Consider the following 19,393-nt stretch of genomic DNA (forward strand, 5'->3'; position numbering starts at 1 on the left):
CAGACTCATACTTCTGCACAACCAGAAGTAGCCATAACTTATTGGCTCCTGCCAATATTGTCATGGATTACAGACAGGTTCGTGGTTCAATTTAAACATCCTTGTTAGCCCTGAACTCCGGGCACACCATAGGTGATGTCAGCTACCCAAAGTTGATTTGGCTGCTCAGCAGTAAATTGACGATTAACTAAATCAAGTGGCTTATCTTGTTGCTCGTCAGGTATCGTTGTCTTATGTGCTTTACCCCGACGAACACCTTGAATTCCCATAACTCGCATCAATCGTTCGACTGTACAGCGGGCGACTTGATGGTCGTCAAGCTGTAGCTGCTTCCATATTTTTCTTGCACCATAAACTGACATATTATCCTCCCACACTTCGCGAATGAGTATTATCAGCTCAGCATCACGCTTTTTGCGGTTAGACAGTCGCTCAGGCTCTCTTTGTATCTGTTTATGAGAATAATACGTTGATGGTGCAATCGGCAATTCCTTGCAAATTGACTCGACACCGTAATGCTCTCTGCAAGCATCAATAAAATCCACTATTACTTCTGTTTGCGGTCGAGCTCCGCTTGGGCGAAAAAAGCGGCAGCTTGCCTCAGGATATCATTCGTTCGCTTGAGCTCTTTATTCTCGCGCTCTAAGACGGCAAGGCGTTCTTCAGTTGATTGCGTATTAGAAGAGGGTTTAGACGGTTGAGCTTGAGATTTCTTGACCCATGCTCTAAGTGTTTCTGGGGTACATCCCAGTTTATCTGAAATCGATACTAGCGCAGCCCAAAGAGAAGGGTATTCATGCTGTTGTGTGGTAACAAGCCTAATTGCACGTTCACGAAATTCTGATGTATAGCGATTTGATTTTTTCATAGTTCCAGTTTCTCAAGTTATTGAGTCTCTGGCAAACACGGGGCGATTCAAATTTGAGGTTCTTTGATTTTATAGTCTGATATTGTCACTAGGTTAGATAATTTGCTTTGGATATCAGCAAAGAATTTATGTTCAAACACCTTTTCTTTGAGTCTTTTTTTCAATGATGATTGTTTTGTTTCGATGCCATTAAACAGAAATACTTCGTCATAAATCCTAATAGTATTCTCGTTAGCAATTAACTCTGGGCCTTCAGTTAACTCAAAAGTAGCCGTTGCATTGAGGGTGCTTAGCTCTTGCTTTAAGTTTAGCTCTTTAAGTTTTGCCCTTACATTTGGCAATAATTTATTGCCGCTTATAACATTCGTGTTGAGGTTTACTTTTGCTTGTTCCACAGCTTTTTTTTGAAGTAGATGCTCGATTACTTGTGCGTCGTACTCAGTGGTGTTACTTAGCGTTAAATTGACACTAACTTTTTCTGCACCATAAGCACTCCCGAGTGCATGGAATACAATCGATAGAAAAACCCCATTTGCTAGCGCTTTCAATGAATTCATTAAAACAATCTCCAATAGCTAAAACTATATTAATCATTTCATGAATTTCATTTCGCGCAGATGTTAAAAACAAAACTAAATATCAATTTTTTACAATAGGTTATGAAAAAATCTCATTGTATTTTTTATATTCTTACAAACCTGCATTCAATAATTTATACTTTTAACTTTGAAGGAGGATTTATGAAATTTGTATTTTTACTAGTCATTTTAGTATTGAGCCATAGTGCTCATGCAGCTGATACTGTGAGAGTTATCAAGTTTAAAACTATCGGCCTCACAGTAAATGAATACAACATTGTAGATTTGATACATAAAGAAGCAGCTGAAAAGCTCGGCGCTTATTTCATTATTAGCAATTCACAAGCAGGTGTATCAAGCTATAGCGAGAAGGCCCGCATTTTACGTCCGATATCGGTAAGTATTGTTGACTATAAAATCGAAGATAGTGAAATAATAGCGACCATACGCTATGAACATGCAGCTTTAGAGGTTGTAACGGAGAACTATAAGTTATACATGAGGAACAAGAAAGATATCGGAGAATTGGAAAACGATAAGATAATTGAATTTTGCCAAAAATTCTCATCAAACTCTTTAGAAATCGAGAACATTCTCTCTAACTCAGAACTTAACGATTCAACAGCCCCTTCAAAGGATGATGAGCTCCTAACACTATCAAAAGAGTCTGACTCTATAAGTCAGTTATTAATAAATGAATGTAATTTATCTAAACTCACCGAGAAAACCCCGTGATCAGAACAAAGTGATGTCGCGGGGATGAATAGGTGTCACCCCTGCTCTTGGATATATTTTCGTATAGTCTCTGCGCTTGCATTCCCTACAGAACACACAAAGTACCCATCAGACCAAAATGTTTTCTCTTTCCAAAATTGGTTTTTCAGATAAGGAAATGATTTCCAGATTTTAGCGGTTGTGGCTTGCTTAATCCTCCTTGCGTGCTGGCCTACTGAATATCGAGTGCCGATTGTAATCAGCATATGAATGTGATCTTTGTCTATCTCAACCTCTTCGATCCTAAAGTCAGATGATAGAGAAACATCGAAAACCGTTTTCTTAACAAACTCACCCAGCCTTCCGTTTAGCAGAGGTTTTCTGTACTTAACCACCAAAATTAAATGAAGCGAAATTAGATATTTGCAGTGAGATTTAGTTTCATATTCCATCTTGACAACTTGGCCTTATACAGTAGTCTATACAGTATATGAAAAAGACGCTCAGATACAACTACAGGCTAAACCCTACGCCAGAACAAGAAGTTAAGCTCATTGAGTTTGGTGCGATAGCGCGTGGCATTTGGAATCTGTTGTTGTCTGAAAATATGCGTCGTTATGAATACGATAAAACATTCCTGTTTTACAAAGATATGGCTTCTCTCCTCAAGGAAATTAAGCCATTCGAGGAATTTAGCTGGATTAAAGCGTTTGATTCTGCTGCTGCTCAGCAGGTTGCTCGCGACTTGGAAACAGCGATGAAGAATGCATTTTCTAAAGGTCGTTTGCAGCATTTTCCAAAGCACAAAGTTTCCTACAAAAGGAAGCGGCTTCACAATGATAGCTTCCGAGCGGTCAATAATTCCAACTGTATTCGAATTGAAAATGACGCTATAAGCATCCCAAAAGTCGGTAAAGTGCCAATCGTTCTGCATCGTGAGCTAGTGAGCAAAATTAAGACCGTCACTGTTCAATATCGTCACGGAAAATGGGAATGCAGCATCACACAGGAAGTAGAGTGTAAAACGGCTAAACAGGTTTTGGAAAAGATCACTGGTTTTGATATCAACTCAAAGCAAACGGTGGTTGGTTCGAACGGATTTGTGGCCGATAATCCGAAGTTTTTAAAACAGTCAAAAGAGAAGCTAAATCAATTGCAACGCCAGCTTGCGCGTCGAACCAAAGGCTCAAATCGTTGGCACAAAACTAAACAACGCATCAATAAACTACACGGTAAAATCTCAAGGCAAAGGCTCGACTTTGCGCACAAAATTTCACGACAGATAATCAATGAAACTGATATAGCGTGTTTTGAAGATTTAAACGTAAAAGCGATTCAAAAGTTCAATGGCAGCATGGTTGCCGATAACGTAATGGGGCTGATAACTCAGCTTTCAAAATACAAAGCTGAGTTAGAGGGTAAGTTGTATCACGAAATTGGTCGATTTGAGAAGTCCACTGGGATCTGCTCAGAGTGCGGCCAAAACCATGTTTTAACATTGAACGATAGGTATTTCACTTGTGTAGCTTGCGGAACGTATCAAAACCGTGATCTATCGTCGGCTAAGAGCATAGAAAAGACAGGTGAATTAGATTTAATTGCGGCTGGAATCGTCGCAAGGGTAGCACCCGTATCTCAGGAGAAACAATCCGTTAAAACGAAAGTCTTCGAATTATCGAAGTTGGATTTTGGATCTGAGAAAAAAGAAGCAGCCTAGCCGTTAAGCTAGACTGTAGAAGCCCAGTGATCAGAGCGAAGCGATGTCGCTGGGTAGTTCACTTAAGAATAACGACAGTTCATAAAAATGGACGTTAAAAGATACCGTTCGTTAGTTTATGCATATAAAGCAGCCTGCGCCATTACTTATTTAAGCGTCAAAACTTAAAGCGTGAAAGCTTAGGTATGTATCGGTTAGTGTCAGACTTATATTTTAGAAAATCATCGCCATGCACTTTCTTCAAATAAGGCTCTTCAATTTGTCGAACAATCACTTCAATGCAAATCCAACATACAAAAGCACATGCCCAAAGCAGCAAATGTGGGAACGTTATACACACCCCTGCCCAAAATAGAAAAATACCAAAGTAAATGGGGTTGCGAGACTTTGCGTAAATCCAGTGGGTAATAAGTGCAGTCGTTTCTTGCTGGTCAACGCCAATACGCCATGAATCTCCCATTTGAATTTGAGACAACAAAGTTACAGCAATTCCGCAGGCGCCAATCAAGGAGCCGAGAAGCTGAAATGGAATTGAAGGAACAAATAGTAGGGGCGCACGTCCTAAGTAACCAAAAAGAACTAGACCAAATGCAAAGCAAAACGTAACCACGAATATAGCCCCTGGTACAATTTCTATTAATGGTGCGTTTATAGATGCTGCTCTTATACCAAAATCACCATTTCTCTTATATTGAACAAAGCTTCTACCGAGGACGGCTAGCGCCAAAAAACTACTAATTAAAATAAGCGAAACCATATCTATCCTTATCGTACATGACGTTAAGAATATGATTGTAAAGTCTATACTTAATAAAGAGTCAATAGGTACCTAAAAATCGTTCAGGTAAAACTTGGGCATTTACGAATAAATGCCCAAGAACACTACTGATCCCCTTTACTATGCACGAGTCGATAGAGTACAGGCAGCACTACCAGTGTTAGCAAGGTTGACGATATTATCCCGCCGATGACCACCGTGGCCAAAGGCCGTTGCACCTCTGCACCTATGCCCGTATTGAGCGCCATGGGCACAAATCCAAGGCTTGCCACTAGTGCTGTCATTAATACCGGACGCAAGCGAATAAGTGCCCCTTCAACAATGCTATTCACTAATTCTCCGGTTTCTAGCAAACGTTGCTTGATGAAGGACAGCATTACCAATCCGTTTAATACGGCAATCCCAGACAACGCGATAAATCCTACCGACGCGGATATGGATAAAGGCATATCCCTTAACCAAAGGGACATTACACCGCCTGTTAATGCCAAAGGGATACCTGTGAAGATAATCAACGCATCGCGTATAGAACCAAACGCAATTACCAGCATTGTCAAAATCACAAACAACGTAACCGGTACCACAATCGTCAATCGTTGACTCGCACTTTCGAGCTGCTCAAAGGTTCCACCATAGTCGAGCCAATAACCAGCAGGTAAATCTACTTCATCATTAATTCTCGCCTGAGCTTCTTCAACAAAAGTGCCAATATCTCTGTCACGCACATTTGCTGTGACAACAATACTACGTTTGCCATTCTCCCGGCTTATTTGGCTAGGTACTTCTTTAAATGCAAGTGTGGCTAATTCGCTTATTGGTACATGCTCACCAGAGGGCGTGACTATGGGAACGCTCTCAAGCTGAGTGAGTTCATTTCGAATGTCGTCGGCATATCGCACGACAATTTCAAAGCGTCTGTCGCCCTCAAAAATCATTCCAGCGGTTTCTCCACCTGTCGCAGCATTGAGCCATAACTGCAAGTCGGCTATATCCAAACCAAAGCGTGCCAATTGATCAGGCTTTGGTGTGACGGTGAAGATTGGAATGCCTTCTACCTGCTCAAGCCTCGCGTCATCAGCCCCTTCAATCGTTGAAATAACGGACAAAATGTCAGAAGCAGATGCAAAGAGGGTATCTAAGTCATCCCCAAATAGTTTTATGCCCAAATCTGCCCTTACCCCACTGATCAATTCATTAAACCGCATTTGAATAGGTTGGGTAAATTCATAATTATTGCCGGGCAAGGTAAACAAGTCCTCTTCAAACGTTTCGACTAGCTCGGCTTTAGTCATTGATGGATCGGGCCATTGTTCCCTAGGCTTCAAAATAACAAACGTATCAGTAATGTTGGGCGGCATAGGATCGGTAGCGACCTCACCCGTACCCGTGCGACCGAATACCGTCTGAACTTGCTCATACTGCATAAGTTTCGCTTCAAGAGTTTTTTGCATTTCAACTGCTTGTTCTACCCCAGTCCCAGGGATGCGTATCGCTTGTACTAAGATATCACCTTCATTGAGCTGGGGAATAAACTCGGAGCCTAATTTACTGCCCATCCATAAACTGCCGACAACCAAAGCACTCGCTGCTACTACCACTAGCCATCTAAAACGCAGCGCTCCGGTTAAAACAGGACGATAGACTGCCTTTGCACCTTTAATAATTGGGCTTTCTTTTTCGCTAATTTTACCTCTCATGAAAATTGCTATCGCCGCAGGCACTACGGTAAAACAAAATACCATTGCGGCAAGCAAAGCCATTATCACGGTCGCTGCCATGGGGTGGAACATTTTACCTTCGACGCCAGTGAGCGTGAACAAGGGGATATAAACAATGGTAATGATCAATACACCAAACAAACTGGGGCGTATGACTTCATTAGTGGCTTCATATACAACATTCAGCCTTTCTTTGAGCGGTAGAGTAGCGCCGTTTTGTTTCTGGGATTCGGATAATCGTCTGATACAGTTTTCAACAATGATAACTGCGCCATCGACAATCAAGCCAAAATCCAGTGCGCCTAAACTCATCAAGTTAGCAGACACATCTGTTTTGACCATGCCCGATATCGTGGCAAGCATTGCCAAGGGTATTACAGCGGCGGTAATAAGTGCAGCTCGCACATTCCCAAGCAAAACGAATAGCACAACGATGACAAGTAAAGCGCCCTCGACGAGGTTTTTCTGCACTGTGTCGATGGTTTTGTCAACGAGGCTTGTCCTATCGTAAACCGCTTCAAGGATTACGCCCTCGGGTAAGCTTGTTTTAATGGTTTCGAGCTTACTGTCCACAGCTTTGGCGACCGTACGAGAGTTTTCTCCCACTAACATCATTGTCGTGCCAATCACTGTTTCTTGGCCATTTAACGTGCCGGCTCCAGAGCGCAGCTCTTTACCGAGGTTGATTTGGGCGATGTCTTGAATTTTTACCGGTACGCCATCAATGATCTTAACAACCACTTGGCCGATATCGTCGATGCCCTTAAGTTGGGCTTCCGATCTGATCAGTACTTGTTGCCCATTTTGTTCTACAAAACCAGCGCCTTGATTCGCATTGTTGCGTTCTAGCGCACTGAGAAGGTCACCTGTACTTATCCCAAAGTTTATCATTGCGACTGGATTAGGATTCACATGATATTGCTTTTCAAATCCGCCTATCGCATAAACCTCGGTCACCCCCTCAACAAGCGACAATTGGGGCTTAATTACCCAATCATGGATCTCCCTTAATGCCATAGCATCATAGGGTTGACCGTTGTCCTGTCGCGCCTGAGGCTCAGCACTTAACGAGTACATGTAAATTTCACCCAAGCCTGTGGAGATAGGGCCCATTTCAGGGGTTAACCCTGTTGGCAATTGCGCCGCGATGGCGGTGAGACGCTCGTTGACGAGATTTCGTGCGAAATATAAATCAGTGCCCTCTTTAAACACGACTGTGACTTGCGACAAACCATAGCGTGATATCGAGCGGGTATACGATAAATTAGGCAAACCGGCCAGCGAGGTTTCAACTATAAACGTTATGCGTTGTTCAGTCTCCAAAGGCGAGTAACCTGGGGTTGCGGTATTTATCTGCACTTGCACGTTGGTGATATCAGGCACAGCATCAATCGGCAATTGTTTGTAACTATACATACCAAAAAAGGCGACAAACAAGGCGAACAACATCATGACACCACGTCGCTCAATGGATAGACGGAGTATTGGTGCTATCATGTTCTCACCTCACCGTTTTTATGGACTTGGCTTTGCTTTTGACAATAAATGCGCAGGTAATTAGTCATCATCGCCCGCCTCCATTTTTAATAAATCAGCTTTTAGTAGATAGCTATTTTCTACAACGACTTGCTGGCCTATTTGAACGCCCTTCACAATCTCTACTAAACGGTTGTCCGTGTTCCCAATCTTTACTTGGCGGGGGTAAAATCGCTCCCCTTCTTTGACAAAAACAATGGTTTGCCCATCTAACTCTTGTATTGAACTTTTGGGGAGAGCCAGATTGACTTCTTGGAACCCAATCTGAATATAACCCTCTACCATAGCGCCTAAAGGCCAATAACCACTGCCATTATCAACGTTCACAAACGCGATAGAATAAGGTTTGTCATCAGGTGAGGACGTAATGTGGCTTATACTTGATTGTTGCTGCAATTCCTCAAGCCTTAAAGTGACTTCCATATCAGCGGCAATACGAGTACGTTGTTTGGGGAAAATAGCCAATTGAGCAATTGCGCGAGAGTAATTAGCAACAGAAAGCAGTACTTGACCGTTGGTGAGCTCACCATCATTGGCGTGTCTAGCTATGATTTTTCCAGACATCGGTGAGGTGATTGAGTATTGATTTAAACTCTCGTTTGACTCAATGATTGCCAGTGTGTCACCTTTTTCTACTTTATCTCCAATATTCACCATGATACGTTTTACAACACCGTCGAAGCGGGCACGAATATGACTCAGTGACGCAGGATCATGAACTATCCGCCCAAAGGTTCTGGTTGTGAGCGATAATGTTCCTGATGCGGCCGATGCAGTCACGATATCGTGTTCAAGCATCCGTTCTTGAGATAACACTACGTACTCGGGTCTTTCTTCGGCTTCCTCATCGTCATCATCAGCCAGGGCGACAGAAGCAAACAGTAAAGTAACTAGCATGACTAACATGCCAAGCAAGTCACGTGCGCTAGTAACTAATGTAAATTGTGATTTATTCATTATTTTTTCTCTATTCATTGTGATGATTGAGCAGACGTCGAGGGAGAGTCAGAAAACACGGGAATTCCCGTAAGTGCCTCTAGATCTGCGCTTCGAAGGTGAACTAAGCCTGCGGCTTTTATCATAGTTCGTTGCATATCTATGAGTTGCTGTTGCGTTGTCACCCACTCTATGTAGTTGTAGCGACCACTTTCATAGCCATCCCGCGCCAATTTCAATGCAGATTCCAATGTTGGGACGACATTGTCTTGAAGGGTCGTAACAGTGAGCAAGGCTTGGTCTTTTGCGCTAATGACTTGATTTAATTGGCGAGTGAGTTCACGAATTTTCGCTTGTTTTTGATAGTCTATACTGTCAAGCAATGCGCGCTGTTGTTCGTATTCACCTAGATTCCGCTGCTTGGTATTTAACGGCACCGAAATACTGGCGACTAACGCTGTGTCATCAATTCCCTGCATTCTTCGGATACCGGCTTCCCACGCAATGTCGAACTGCTGACTGGCCTGAACCACTCTCAATCTGGCCTCTTGTACCCGATAGTTATCAGCATAAAGCAGAACGTGTGGATTGCTTTGAAGCTGTGAAAGCATATGTTCAAGTGATAGTGAATTTGGAAACGATAACAGTGTCCCTTCAACTTCCGCAAACACAGCGTTAGTGTCACCCCACATGATGGCCAGGTCGCGTTTATACTCATTGAGTTTTTGTTCACTTATCAATAACGACAAACGCGCCTGCGACAACGCTGACTCTGCACGTTTTTTCTCAAGTGGTGAAGAAGCCCCCGCTTCAACCCGTGTAGAGACTGTCTGAAGCATTGTGCGAGCCAGCATTTCAGCTCGTTGCTCAGTCTTGTGCAACGCTTGTTGGACAATGACATTGATATATCGTCGAGTTGTTTCACCCAAGATGTCCAGCGTACGAATGCGCCGTTGTGTAAGCAGTTGTGCTTTTTTTGAACTCACCACATTCATTCGGCCGCTGACTTTATCTCCAAGCTCGATGACCGACGATAAGGTCAGTGTCAATTCGGCATCTTTAATACCAGACACTTCGCCTGTTCCCAACACATTATCAACTTCAACCCCAACAGACATTTCAGGTCGTAAGCTGGCCATTTTTGATTCACCATCCAAAGCCGAAGATTTAAATTCGAACACAACTAAATCTGGGTTGTTTGATAATGTGCGTTTGAGCGCATTTTCAAGCGTGATTGAAGACTTTTGCGCATTGGCAGATTGAACAGATATGCTCATGGTTACCAGTGCAGCAGATATCAATTTCAGATACGCTGAGCTAGCTTTTTTTATGCCCAGTGGGCGTGAAGAACTCATAAAAGAACCTTTTGTTCATAAGATAACGACATACATGGAAAGCACCCATGCAAACATATAGGAGGGAATGGATTAATGTTGAGGTGGGCGCAAAAGGCCTTCGACTAGGCCGTCAGTGACGTTGCGGGAATAACTGTATTGATTGGTATATAACGGTTTAGATACGTCATTTATTGGGTGCTGTGCCAGAAACTTAATCTGTCCACATTGACACAGCACACAATGGAAACACTTAGACTCTTCACTCGACGTATTATCACCAGCATTTACATTTTTTTCGGGAACATCATAAGTGCCTATCGACTTTGATTGTTCAGGGACTGACGATACCTCCGCAGGGTAGTCATCGCATTGAGCGGCGAACGAAAAGCCCGATTGACACATGAGCAAAGTAATAAGTAGCCATGCCAACCTACGCAGTTTTGATGTGCAATTAAAAATTGGCATTTTCTTATCAACTTTGCGCATTAAGCGCTCGCTGTCTTTCATTTCCAGCATCTTCGAGGATCATTTTTGCCCCGCGCAACACAACGCACGAAACTATCACACCGATAACCAGATCAGGCCATCGAGAATCGAGCCAAAACACCAAAACGCCAGCAAAGATAACACCTAAGTTGGCAATCACATCGTTGGCTGAAAATATCCAGCTTGCCCGCATATGCACTTCTTCATTTCTTTGTTTGCGTATGATCACAAGACAAATGACATTAGCAACCAGTGCAACTGCCCCCATAGCCATCATTAGTCCCGATACAGGTTCGCTACCGTAAATTGACCGTCTTACAATATCAATGATAATCAACACACCCAGTGCCATCTGAAAAAAGCCGCTAATTCTAGCCGCATTGGCTTTGTGCAATAGCGATTTACCAATAGCATAAAGGGCAACACCATAGACAACTGCGTCGGCGAGCATATCAAGTGAATCGGCTATTAATGCGGTTGAATGAGCAAGCAACCCGATCCCCATTTCTATAACAAACATTGTCGCGTTTATTCCCAAAAGCCAATACAAAACCTGTCGTTGAGACTGGTCTTTTATTTCAACTTCGCACCCACATCCGCTCATTAGAAACACACTCTTTACTGATGAATAGTATGAGTATAAAGTCTATACTTGGTATAGAGTCAACGGTTAGGAGAAAAAAATGAAAATTGGTGATGTCGCAAAGACGACAGGTTGTAGTATTCAGACCATTCGTTTTTATGAAAAGAAAGGGCTATTGCCTGAGCTCAAGCGCTCAAGTGGAAATTATCGTGTCTACGACAAGGGGACTATTGAACAACTCCTATTTATTAAACAGTGTCGTTCATTGGATATGTCTATCATGGAAGTAAAAACGCTCATGGACAGTCGTTCGAAGCCAGATCAGAGCTGTTCAAATATCAATACGTTAATAGCTAAGCATTTATCAGACGTCATTATTCGCATTGAAGAGCTAAACGCATTAAAGTCATCACTCGAAAATATGGCGTCAAAGTGTGATCAAAACAAAACCATTAGGGACTGTGGCATTTTAAATTATTTACACACTTAAAAGTGTAAGAAGCACACAGTTTCACTGTGCGCACTCGCCTCAACGTGTATCTATCGGCTAACATTCGTCATTTGTGTAGATTTATAAGGCAAAAATCAATAGCCTGAACTTTTGATACTGAGTCAGCCATGCATATTCATTTGTGGCCCTACAAAGCGATTTACATCGGAATCAGTCCTGATAATGATGTTCATGCACATCATGCTGTCCAAATTTGCATTGGTTTAGACAAAGACATCTCGGTTCAAGATTACAAGGCACAAAGTATTCACACCGGACAATGTATTGTGATTTTCGAAGATGTCCCTCACAAGGTTTTGGCACAGGACAATCAGATTGTAGTCATCTATTTAGAGCCTGAAGATAGGCAAAACCAACAATTTCTCAAAGCCTTACGTCAAGCTAGGAGTGATGGAATTAATACTCTGCCGCTTACTAGCAAAGAATTGGGATCCATTTCTCAGCATCTATTTACTGACGTCGATATCGACAAAGTGTGGAAAACAGTAAATAAAGCGGTAGGGCTAGTCTATAGTCCTGCGCTTTCATCGCGCCCTGAGGATAAACGGGTACGAGCGGTCATCGACATTATTGCTTCGCAGAGAGGTTGTGCAATCGATATGGCGTTTTTATCATCGAAGGTTTTCTTGTCCCCAAGTCGCAATCAAGTCCTAATTGCTCAGCCCAGCTCCTGATGATAGACCTGTAATATGAATAGCTTATTGGTTGATTAGAGCGACGTATACTCCGAAACAAATAATCACTGGGTTGCAATTTAACTTCTTGAACCCAATGGATAATACTTTGTTGTGTTCTCGGAGTTATCTCAAATTGAACTTCGATCCCTGTTTTCTTCTGCGTTAATTGAACCCTTTCAAATACTTGATCGAGAGTAGCGACGTCTCGAACTTTTAAAGAGAGTAAGTCACATGATCTTAGCTTGCTATCTATAGCCAAATTCAGTAAAGCTAATTGCATCAAGTTGTTTTGAATTTCAATTCGAGTGCGAATACGCCAAATCTCTTCAAGCTTGAAAGGACGTTTCACACCAGTAGCATTGTGGTTTAGTTCTGGTTTCATAGTGACCTCCTATTTAAAAGTCACTATGAGGATAGTGGATGTATTACTGATTAGGATTTGGAAAGAAATGAATTTCGAAAAATCGAGCATTAGCAATCCATGAATAACTACTGGTATGGCAAAGCAGTTGCTTTTTATGCCACAGTATCCGCAACAAAATATCGTTTTTCAGCACAATAAGAGGCAAACGAAGAAGTAATGTGAAGACATAAAAGCTTTATACTGCGTGCTCTATTATCTAACTGCGTAACGTTAAACCTTCGCCCTATAGTAGTTGCGGTCTCTCTACCATGAGCTATCGCGTTACGGTGATCCTTGACTTCGGTTAAGACAAAGTGCTGCACACCTTCTGGCAGTGGTGAGCGTTCTAAATCAAAAAAATTCCACACGTTCTCTAGCTGTTTAATAGAAATATTCATTGAGCCACCTGATGGAAAAACAGAACTGTCAACATTAGTCACTTCAGTATCACTTGTTACTGCGAGAACAAGTTTATGACGATTTTCCCACACTTTGGAGGCTCCGCACTCTCGAAGAGCTTTAAAATGAGAATCAAACAGCGAGCACAATACCGCACTTTTAAAATGATTGGCAGGAGCTTCTTCTTGCCCAATAACTTCTAATGCTCGTGTGACTGATTGTGTAATTGCGAACTCAAGTGCTGCATACATTGCAACAAACACCAAGCCTTTCTGAGCACGATAGAAGTCTGAATTTTTAGTTTCTTCAGTCAGTGCCTCATCTGACAAATACTCTAGTATTGAATCTAGTTGCCTCAAGCGATTCATAACACCAGCATCAATATCATTAAACATTATCTACAAACCTAACTCGACAATACTCGACTCTTTCGCGTAAGCGAGGCCCTGAATTTGTGGCTCCAGTTGTCAAGCGGCGTAACTCTTCATCATCAATCCAGTTGGCTACATTTGATCCGCTAATATCAACTCCTTCTTCAATAGCATCGGCAGCTCCAATAGCAATGGCTTCAAAAAGCACTTGTGGTGTACTTCCTTTATTGCCGCGTTTAATTCCATTAGGTAAGACAGCTCTTAGTGATTCAAATGTTTTTTCAAACAGCTCTCTATACTTCTTATAGTTAAAATGTACCGATGCATCGGCCATAAAGTCATTTAGAAATATCTCTACACTGTGTTTAAAATCATCACGTTTTGTTTTGTAAGCCAAAAACTTCAAAACAAGCTCTTCTCTGGTACCGTCTTTCGCTTTAGTTGATGACACATTAACAACTTTGTTGAAGTCATCATTTTTTGCAAGTTCAATGATAAAATCATTAAATTGCCCTCTAAATACACAAGCTCGAATTTCTTGAGGAGTTAATTTGATTCCACCAGTATTCAATCTCTCAAAGAGGTCGAATCGTACTTTTAGATCACTTTTATCGCTTAGTGTTGTTACCTTAAGCGGACGTAAACTGAACTTCAAACGAAGTGAATGAGGCAGATCATTAAACGTTGCTCCATTGAACTTAGACAGGATATCTAGCCCCTTAAGTTTAAGAGGCTTATCCAGCCCAAAACTTTCTATTTGCTCTGGGGTCCCACAAAAATGAATCAATGAGTTAAGCCTTTGTACGCCATCTATTAACTCCCAAGATCCATCTCTATTTGCAGCCATGAACAAGTTAGGAATAGGTATTCCCAATAAAACAGATTCTACAAGTTTAGACTGGTTATCTTCGGGCCAACGAAATTGCCTTTGGTACTCAGGAGCAATGTTGATAATTGATTCATTCGCCATAGAAATCAACTCTTTAACAGATATATCAAATGAATCAAAATCTACTTTCCTAGTCTCTTGATCGAGTTGATTCATATAATCTTTCATGTGTTCTCCAGTGAGCTATCTAAGTTTATTCCAGTGTAACAACAACTCATATTTTAGTCGATATTAGTCAATAGGTTAGTGAATGGTGACTAGAAACACTATCTAACTATTCATGGAGGACTGAGGGCTAAGCTCACGTCGATATTCTTGTAAACTCTCACATTACAAGACACCACAACGATTAGAAAAAGCATTCGTAAAGTGCAAAGAAAAAGTGTACTAGCACACAATGGGGCAAAAACGTTTTAGAAATGGCAGCGTACCGATGCAATCGCTGCCATTTTAGGATGATAGTTTAATACTTGGTATGAATCTTTATTCTACTCACACACTTGGAATTGATTGAAATTTTTCTATTTTCAGCAATATAGAAGAGCTTCGCGTCTACCCCTTACTGGTTATTGTTCTAGGCGCAGTAGCTCCTCTCTTCAAATTTTGACAAAAAAAAAGACCGATTAACGGTCTTTTCTTATTTTATTTTTTGCTTATTCGGTGGTGCATCCATAAATAACTACCGAAAAAAACTACATTACCAAAAATGAAAAAGGTCAAACCAATAGCTTGGATTTCATTCATCTTGATCGTCCTCCTCGGAACCATTTAGGAAAGTTATATAGAAACCTATCACAACAGATGCCAACATACAAACAAAAGCAATGACTAGCTTTATAAGTCCTTGAATTTGAATTTCGTAGCATGTTTTGTTGTCGAAACCACACGGCCAAACATATCCGCAAAACCACTAACAGAGAGCTCTGGAATATAGCCAACAATTGTTGCTAATAAGATTAGTTCAACCATGATCTTATTTAGCATTTTGTTTTTCATAAGCAATTCATTTGAATCTCCTCAAAGTAAATTTGAGGGTTCACACCCTTGAGGGAGTAATCCCCCAAGGGTTGTTTATGCTTCAAATAGCAATTCTGCCGTTTCACAGGCATTTGCGATTGTCACATTGTGTATCACAAGCAAATCTACAGTCTTTCTATATTTTTCAATTAATAAAAAGTGAGTAGTTTTTGCTATGAAGTGTCTGATAACCATATCTGGATAGTATCCATTGCGGTATGCTGCGAAATGACGTAGCTGAGAACCACCAGCTTTTGCCATTTCAATATGATGTTTACTCATTGCTCCTCCAAAGAAAGGGGGAGCTTCCCAAGCGGGGGGCTCCCCGCATGGGTTGGTTGTAAAAATCTAAAAGGTTACTTCAACCTCAATGTCACCTTTTGGCTTACAAACGCAAGGTAATATCTCACCTTCATTTGTAAAGCCAATTGGTTCATCGATATATTCGACATTGCCCTTTAGTAATTTGATGCGACACGCCCCACAAAAACCTGATTTACAGTTAGATGTAGGGGCAACACTATTCAGCTCTAAAGTCTGTAATAGTGTTCCATTTGTGTCATTGTAAACTTGACCAGAAACGCTAATCATTTGACACCTCCAGTATTAACAGAGATGTCAACAGGTAAGCGAAATGAAAAAGCACTAGGGCCTGCTAAGTTGTAGGTGTCCAGCCAGTCCATACTTTTGCTGCCATTAGGTATATCTAAAGGTGGCATATAAATATCAACAAACTTTCCTTCTCTACGTAGTCTTGCAGCTAATGCTTCTGCTTTTTCTTGACCTGCTCCAGAAGCATCCTTATCAGCAAAAATTAATACTGAAGTCACATTATCTGGAATTTTAACCATTTCTAGCAAAGTGTCCGAATAACATGACCACATAGGACAGCCTGTAGCCTCGCGTACAGCTAATGCAGTTTCAATCCCCTCACATACGCCAATGAAGGTGTTATCTCCTTCAGTTACAGGTGAGTCAATTTTGATAGAACATCCACCAATATAGCTTGGCGGAGGCATTAACATTTTCGCATTAGGTACATCAGCTTTTAAGCCTTGATTGTTCAGGAAAATTCGATGAATCGTGATTCGATTACCATCTGAATCAGTCATTGAGCCTAATAAACCGTGAAGTTTCTTAGGCTTAGACTGACCATCTCCCCACCAAAGCTCATCAGCATACCCAAGTGTATACGGTAGAGTTTTCGCATCAGTTTTAAGTCCACGGCTGTTCAAGTAAGCTTGTATCCGACCAGATTGATCATGAGCTGCAGGAATAGCGTGTTGAAAAAGCTTCTCAAGTTTTGCGACTCGTTTTGCTTTTTCATCATCGTTAATACCTTTTGGCTGTGAAGCTTTCACATTTTGAACGTATTCGCGCGAGATGCTTGATAAGTCACCACCACAGATATCGATTATTTTGTTTAAAGCGTCGCTTTTTGAGCAACTCTCCATAAACGCAATTACATCTATTCCACCGGGTAAAGCACCTACATCGTTATGGTATGCACCACCGGTATCAACCCAATCTCGGAAAAGGCGAAACTTAGTTCTTCCGTTTCCAGTTTTTGGGCATGGTACTTGTGGTGAACCACCGTGGTTACTTGATTTTGAAACTGCTTCATTAAGTCCTGGGTAGGCTGAGTAGACAGAAGACCACCCGCCATTTGACTTAACTAAAGCAAGTACTTTATCTATTTTTGATTCAATCATTACAACTCTCCTATTCCTCAAGACGACCCTAAAGCGTCCTGAATACAAGGCGCTTTAGGTGGTCGCCTCGAATAAAAAGAAGAGTTAGCCCTAAGGCTAACTCATACGTTTAGCCTTGAGCTTGAGCTCGTTGTTGACCTTCAAATAAAGGTCCCCACTTAGCACGTAATGAAAGAATCGTTCTACCGCCAATGTATACCTCTCTCACTTCAGTGTTAGGTATTGACGATGGGATTGGCATAATTGCCTTTTTAATTACATTATTCATGCGTATCTCCTCCAAAGAGTACAAAAAAGGGGATACGCCCCTTATGGGAAGTATCCCCACAAGGAATGGTTTTAATTTGAGTTAGATAAGACCGCGCTCAGCAAAAGAGACAGTATTTTCGCCAATAATGATGTGATCTAACACTTGTACATCAATATGATTGAGTGCATGTTGGATCTTAGTGGTTATTAGCTTGTCTGCTTGCGATGGTTCGGCAATACCTGATGGGTGGTTGTGCGCTAAAATGACAGAAGATGCATTCTTTTTTAGTACACTTTTTACAATCTCCCGAGGATAAACACTTGCAGCATTTATCGTTCCGGTAAACAGTATTTCTTTGTCTATAAGTCTATTTTGGTTATCAAGATAAAGCATGTAAAAGACCTCATGCTCCAATCCCTTTAAATGGACCTCTAGATAATCTGTGACTTGGGTAGGGCTCTTAAAAATAGCACCTCGTCTCAGCCTATTGTTTAGAAGCTTCTTGGCTGTTTCAATAATTTCATCAGAGCTAAGCTCTGACGTGATTATATATTTACCAGTTTCTTCATTTAGTTTTAAGTTAGAAATAGTCATTGTCTCCTCCAAAGAAACATTAAGCGGAGACAATTACCCAGAGGATAATAATCCCCTATGGGTTGATTTAAGTTTGTTGAACACAAGCAAGCTGAACTCGCTTATGCTAAATCTAGGGTTAAACCCAAAGTAACAACGAGACGTCGGTACTTGTTCTACACAAATACAAGGATCTGAGTAGCTTTTATGCTTTATCAAAATTAATTACCTTACGGTAAATTTGATAGCAAGGTGCCATCATTAAATTAATGATAAATGCAAAAAAATCAATTTGGCTTATATGTAGTAGTGTGTGTGATTCATAGACATCCTTTCTATACTTGGATGTTATGAACGATGAAATTCAACAAAGACTTAAGTGGATAAAGCTTTATCAAGAAACAAACAACGCAGGTTTAGTTTGTCTGCGTTGTGGAATATCTAGGCCAACATTACGAAAGTGGTGGTCTAGGTATCAAGAGCAAGGTCTTGATGGCCTTAAAAGTTTGAGTAAAAGACCCCACAGTTCACCAAATCAAAAAATGTCTCCAGAATTGGAAGCTAAGATTTTAGTCTTAAGAAAATCTAGAAACTTAGGCGCTCGAAGAATCCAAAGTGAGTTGCTTAGAAATGAGCAAATTAAGTTAGGGCTAGCTACTATTCATAAAGTGCTTAAAAAGCACCAAGTTGACCCTATAGTTATTTATCGTAGAAAGCCTGACTTCAAAAGATACTCTAAGCCTATTCCTGTCGAAAGAGTTCAAATGGACACCTGTAAAATAGCCCCTAATTTATACCAGTACACAGCTATTGATGACTGTACACGCTATCGAGTGTTAAGGCTTTATAAGCGACGTAGTGCCACTAATACCATTGACTTTGTAGAGTCTGTAATTGAAGAAATGCTATTCCCTATACAGCGATTTCAGACAGACCGAGGTACAGAATTTTTTGCTGAAAAAGTGCAAAAGTTATTAATGAGATACAAGATAAAATTCCGACCAAATAAGCCAGCTTCACCGCACCTTAATGGCAAAGTTGAACGCTCTCAAAAAACAGATAAAGCTGAGTTTTATGCAACTGTTGATTTGGAATCTGAAGATATTCACGAGCAACTTTCTGAGTGGCAGCACTATTACAATTGGGAGAGACCACATAGTGCTCACAATGGAAAAACGCCGATAGAAAGGTATTTTGAAGTTAGTGAACAAACGGCCTTGTTGATCAAATGCAACTCTCTAACAAATTCACTTAACTTACTGATATTTAGGCAGACCAAGGGTGTTGATCTTATTTAGCGCCTTCACTTTGATCATCGCTTCAACCAGTTGGCGATTGTA

At 41.2% G+C, this 19,393-nt stretch carries 22 protein-coding genes, 2 pseudogenes and 1 other annotated feature; of the genes and pseudogenes, 5 read left to right on the forward strand and 19 right to left on the reverse strand.

Going from position 1 to position 19,393, the window contains the following annotated elements; genetic code table 11:
• Positions 1-104: 104 nt before the first annotated feature.
• From NH454_RS20965 to NH454_RS20975, 3 genes are all read right to left on the reverse strand, one after another.
• Positions 105-545 (reverse strand): IS3 family transposase, encoded by a 441-nt coding sequence (locus NH454_RS20965; RefSeq protein ID WP_082423037.1) that lies wholly within the window; start codon positions 543-545, stop codon positions 105-107.
• Positions 474-590 (reverse strand) — a sequence feature (AL1L pseudoknot). Its footprint overlaps the gene before it by 72 nt.
• On the reverse strand, positions 548-868 hold the full coding sequence (locus NH454_RS20970; RefSeq protein ID WP_008130909.1) for a transposase: 321 nt from the start codon (positions 866-868) through the stop codon (positions 548-550). Its footprint overlaps the feature before it by 43 nt.
• Positions 869-915: 47 nt before the next feature.
• Positions 916-1,425 (reverse strand): hypothetical protein, encoded by a 510-nt coding sequence (locus NH454_RS20975; RefSeq protein WP_138558875.1) that lies wholly within the window; start codon positions 1,423-1,425, stop codon positions 916-918.
• Between the two features lie 183 nt (positions 1,426-1,608).
• On the opposite strand from NH454_RS20975, the gene NH454_RS20980 reads away from it, so the two are divergent.
• Complete coding sequence (locus NH454_RS20980; RefSeq protein ID WP_055022518.1) at positions 1,609-2,181, forward strand: hypothetical protein; 573 nt, start codon at positions 1,609-1,611, stop codon at positions 2,179-2,181.
• Between the two features lie 35 nt (positions 2,182-2,216).
• On the opposite strand, the gene tnpA is transcribed toward NH454_RS20980, so the two are convergent.
• Positions 2,217-2,612, reverse strand: a complete 396-nt coding sequence (gene tnpA, locus NH454_RS20985) for an IS200/IS605 family transposase (RefSeq protein WP_063528636.1) — start codon at positions 2,610-2,612, stop codon at positions 2,217-2,219.
• Positions 2,613-2,650: 38 nt separating this feature from the next.
• Between tnpA and NH454_RS20990 the strand changes: the two genes are divergently transcribed.
• Positions 2,651-3,877: a transposase gene (locus tag NH454_RS20990; protein WP_235374159.1), complete on the forward strand. Its 1,227-nt coding sequence runs from the start codon at positions 2,651-2,653 to the stop codon at positions 3,875-3,877.
• A 157-nt stretch (positions 3,878-4,034) separates the two neighbouring features.
• On the opposite strand, the gene NH454_RS20995 is transcribed toward NH454_RS20990, so the two are convergent.
• The 6 genes from NH454_RS20995 to NH454_RS21020 all read right to left on the reverse strand — a co-directional run bounded on the left by NH454_RS20995 (position 4,035) and on the right by NH454_RS21020 (position 11,272).
• Positions 4,035-4,634, reverse strand: a complete 600-nt coding sequence (locus NH454_RS20995; RefSeq protein WP_063527677.1) for an isoprenylcysteine carboxylmethyltransferase family protein — start codon at positions 4,632-4,634, stop codon at positions 4,035-4,037.
• A 125-nt stretch (positions 4,635-4,759) separates the two neighbouring features.
• Positions 4,760-7,870, reverse strand: coding sequence for a CusA/CzcA family heavy metal efflux RND transporter (locus NH454_RS21000; RefSeq protein ID WP_055022428.1), 3,111 nt, complete (start codon positions 7,868-7,870; stop codon positions 4,760-4,762).
• A gap of 60 nt (positions 7,871-7,930) precedes the next feature.
• Positions 7,931-8,866, reverse strand: coding sequence for an efflux RND transporter periplasmic adaptor subunit (locus NH454_RS21005; RefSeq protein ID WP_063527678.1), 936 nt, complete (start codon positions 8,864-8,866; stop codon positions 7,931-7,933).
• 14 nt (positions 8,867-8,880) lie between these two features.
• A complete protein-coding gene (locus NH454_RS21010) occupies positions 8,881-10,200 on the reverse strand; it encodes a TolC family protein (protein ID WP_138557221.1) in 1,320 nt (439 codons plus the stop codon).
• A gap of 72 nt (positions 10,201-10,272) precedes the next feature.
• Positions 10,273-10,668 carry a hypothetical protein gene (locus NH454_RS21015; RefSeq protein WP_004588585.1) on the reverse strand — a complete coding sequence of 132 codons (396 nt, stop codon included), beginning with the start codon at positions 10,666-10,668 and terminating at the stop codon, positions 10,273-10,275.
• Positions 10,655-11,272 carry a cation transporter gene (locus tag NH454_RS21020; RefSeq protein WP_036973831.1) on the reverse strand — a complete coding sequence of 206 codons (618 nt, stop codon included), beginning with the start codon at positions 11,270-11,272 and terminating at the stop codon, positions 10,655-10,657. The genes NH454_RS21015 and NH454_RS21020 overlap by 14 nt, the downstream gene beginning before the upstream one ends.
• Before the next feature lie 79 nt (positions 11,273-11,351).
• Between NH454_RS21020 and cadR the strand changes: the two genes are divergently transcribed.
• Both cadR and NH454_RS21030 read left to right on the forward strand, forming a co-directional pair.
• Entirely contained in the window at positions 11,352-11,741 is a 390-nt protein-coding gene (cadR, locus tag NH454_RS21025; RefSeq protein ID WP_004588587.1) for a Cd(II)/Pb(II)-responsive transcriptional regulator, read from the forward strand.
• Between the two features lie 128 nt (positions 11,742-11,869).
• Positions 11,870-12,436 (forward strand): hypothetical protein, encoded by a 567-nt coding sequence (locus tag NH454_RS21030; protein WP_063530300.1) that lies wholly within the window; start codon positions 11,870-11,872, stop codon positions 12,434-12,436.
• Here the strand turns inward: NH454_RS21030 and NH454_RS21035 are convergent.
• The 9 genes and pseudogenes from NH454_RS21035 to radC all read right to left on the reverse strand — a co-directional run.
• Positions 12,399-12,821, reverse strand: a pseudogene (locus NH454_RS21035) (tyrosine-type recombinase/integrase); the annotation flags it as partial. The gene NH454_RS21030 and the pseudogene NH454_RS21035 sit on opposite strands and share 38 nt — an antisense overlap.
• Positions 12,822-12,955: 134 nt before the next feature.
• Complete coding sequence (locus NH454_RS21040; protein WP_063529428.1) at positions 12,956-13,636, reverse strand: hypothetical protein; 681 nt, start codon at positions 13,634-13,636, stop codon at positions 12,956-12,958.
• A complete protein-coding gene (locus NH454_RS21045) occupies positions 13,629-14,669 on the reverse strand; it encodes a DUF262 domain-containing protein (protein WP_055022416.1) in 1,041 nt (346 codons plus the stop codon). Before NH454_RS21045 ends, NH454_RS21040 begins: the two co-directional genes overlap by 8 nt.
• Positions 14,670-15,335: 666 nt before the next feature.
• A complete protein-coding gene (locus tag NH454_RS21050; RefSeq protein WP_161805764.1) occupies positions 15,336-15,485 on the reverse strand; it encodes a hypothetical protein in 150 nt (49 codons plus the stop codon).
• An 87-nt stretch (positions 15,486-15,572) separates the two neighbouring features.
• Positions 15,573-15,800 carry a hypothetical protein gene (locus tag NH454_RS21055; RefSeq protein ID WP_036973827.1) on the reverse strand — a complete coding sequence of 76 codons (228 nt, stop codon included), beginning with the start codon at positions 15,798-15,800 and terminating at the stop codon, positions 15,573-15,575.
• 66 nt (positions 15,801-15,866) lie between these two features.
• Entirely contained in the window at positions 15,867-16,109 is a 243-nt protein-coding gene (gene yfaE / locus NH454_RS21060; protein ID WP_036973826.1) for a class I ribonucleotide reductase maintenance protein YfaE, read from the reverse strand.
• On the reverse strand, positions 16,106-17,230 hold the full coding sequence (locus tag NH454_RS21065; RefSeq protein WP_063529429.1) for a toprim domain-containing protein: 1,125 nt from the start codon (positions 17,228-17,230) through the stop codon (positions 16,106-16,108). Before NH454_RS21065 ends, yfaE begins: the two co-directional genes overlap by 4 nt.
• A 109-nt stretch (positions 17,231-17,339) precedes the next feature.
• Entirely contained in the window at positions 17,340-17,498 is a 159-nt protein-coding gene (locus NH454_RS21070; protein WP_155950872.1) for a hypothetical protein, read from the reverse strand.
• An 81-nt stretch (positions 17,499-17,579) separates the two neighbouring features.
• The gene (gene radC, locus NH454_RS21075; RefSeq protein WP_055022415.1) at positions 17,580-18,074 is read right to left on the reverse strand and encodes a DNA repair protein RadC; all 495 of its coding nucleotides are present in this window, start codon (positions 18,072-18,074) and stop codon (positions 17,580-17,582) included.
• A 329-nt stretch (positions 18,075-18,403) separates the two neighbouring features.
• Between radC and NH454_RS21080 the strand changes: the two are divergent.
• A pseudogene (locus tag NH454_RS21080) lies at positions 18,404-19,273 on the forward strand (IS481 family transposase); the annotation flags it as partial.
• Positions 19,274-19,393: the final 120 nt, after the last annotated feature.

The sequence above is a fragment of the Pseudoalteromonas sp. Ps84H-4 genome (assembly GCF_024124645.1).
Taxonomy (GTDB): Bacteria; Pseudomonadota; Gammaproteobacteria; order Enterobacterales; family Alteromonadaceae; genus Pseudoalteromonas; species Pseudoalteromonas lipolytica_C.

Bases quoted from the DNA above. Each gene is read 5' to 3' on its own strand.
- NH454_RS20990 (WP_235374159.1), top strand. From the start codon at position 2,651: ATGAAAAAGACGCTCAGATACAACTACAGGCTAAACCCTACGCCAGAA.
- NH454_RS20980 (WP_055022518.1), top strand. From the start codon at position 1,609: ATGAAATTTGTATTTTTACTAGTCATTTTAGTATTGAGCCATAGTGCT.
- NH454_RS20970 (WP_008130909.1), bottom strand. From the start codon at position 868: ATGAAAAAATCAAATCGCTATACATCAGAATTTCGTGAACGTGCAATT.
- NH454_RS21005 (WP_063527678.1), bottom strand. From the start codon at position 8,866: ATGAATAAATCACAATTTACATTAGTTACTAGCGCACGTGACTTGCTT.
- NH454_RS21055 (WP_036973827.1), bottom strand. From the start codon at position 15,800: ATGAGTAAACATCATATTGAAATGGCAAAAGCTGGTGGTTCTCAGCTA.
- NH454_RS21020 (WP_036973831.1), bottom strand. From the start codon at position 11,272: ATGAGCGGATGTGGGTGCGAAGTTGAAATAAAAGACCAGTCTCAACGA.
- NH454_RS21010 (WP_138557221.1), bottom strand. From the start codon at position 10,200: ATGAGTTCTTCACGCCCACTGGGCATAAAAAAAGCTAGCTCAGCGTAT.
- NH454_RS21000 (WP_055022428.1), bottom strand. From the start codon at position 7,870: ATGATAGCACCAATACTCCGTCTATCCATTGAGCGACGTGGTGTCATG.
- NH454_RS21045 (WP_055022416.1), bottom strand. From the start codon at position 14,669: ATGAAAGATTATATGAATCAACTCGATCAAGAGACTAGGAAAGTAGAT.
- NH454_RS21070 (WP_155950872.1), bottom strand. From the start codon at position 17,498: ATGAATAATGTAATTAAAAAGGCAATTATGCCAATCCCATCGTCAATA.
- NH454_RS21015 (WP_004588585.1), bottom strand. From the start codon at position 10,668: ATGCGCAAAGTTGATAAGAAAATGCCAATTTTTAATTGCACATCAAAA.
- yfaE (WP_036973826.1), bottom strand. From the start codon at position 16,109: ATGATTAGCGTTTCTGGTCAAGTTTACAATGACACAAATGGAACACTA.
- cadR (WP_004588587.1), top strand. From the start codon at position 11,352: ATGAAAATTGGTGATGTCGCAAAGACGACAGGTTGTAGTATTCAGACC.
- NH454_RS21030 (WP_063530300.1), top strand. From the start codon at position 11,870: ATGCATATTCATTTGTGGCCCTACAAAGCGATTTACATCGGAATCAGT.
- NH454_RS21050 (WP_161805764.1), bottom strand. From the start codon at position 15,485: ATGCTAAATAAGATCATGGTTGAACTAATCTTATTAGCAACAATTGTT.
- NH454_RS20995 (WP_063527677.1), bottom strand. From the start codon at position 4,634: ATGGTTTCGCTTATTTTAATTAGTAGTTTTTTGGCGCTAGCCGTCCTC.
- NH454_RS21065 (WP_063529429.1), bottom strand. From the start codon at position 17,230: ATGATTGAATCAAAAATAGATAAAGTACTTGCTTTAGTTAAGTCAAAT.
- tnpA (WP_063528636.1), bottom strand. From the start codon at position 2,612: ATGGAATATGAAACTAAATCTCACTGCAAATATCTAATTTCGCTTCAT.
- NH454_RS21040 (WP_063529428.1), bottom strand. From the start codon at position 13,636: ATGTTTAATGATATTGATGCTGGTGTTATGAATCGCTTGAGGCAACTA.
- radC (WP_055022415.1), bottom strand. From the start codon at position 18,074: ATGACTATTTCTAACTTAAAACTAAATGAAGAAACTGGTAAATATATA.
- NH454_RS20975 (WP_138558875.1), bottom strand. From the start codon at position 1,425: ATGAATTCATTGAAAGCGCTAGCAAATGGGGTTTTTCTATCGATTGTA.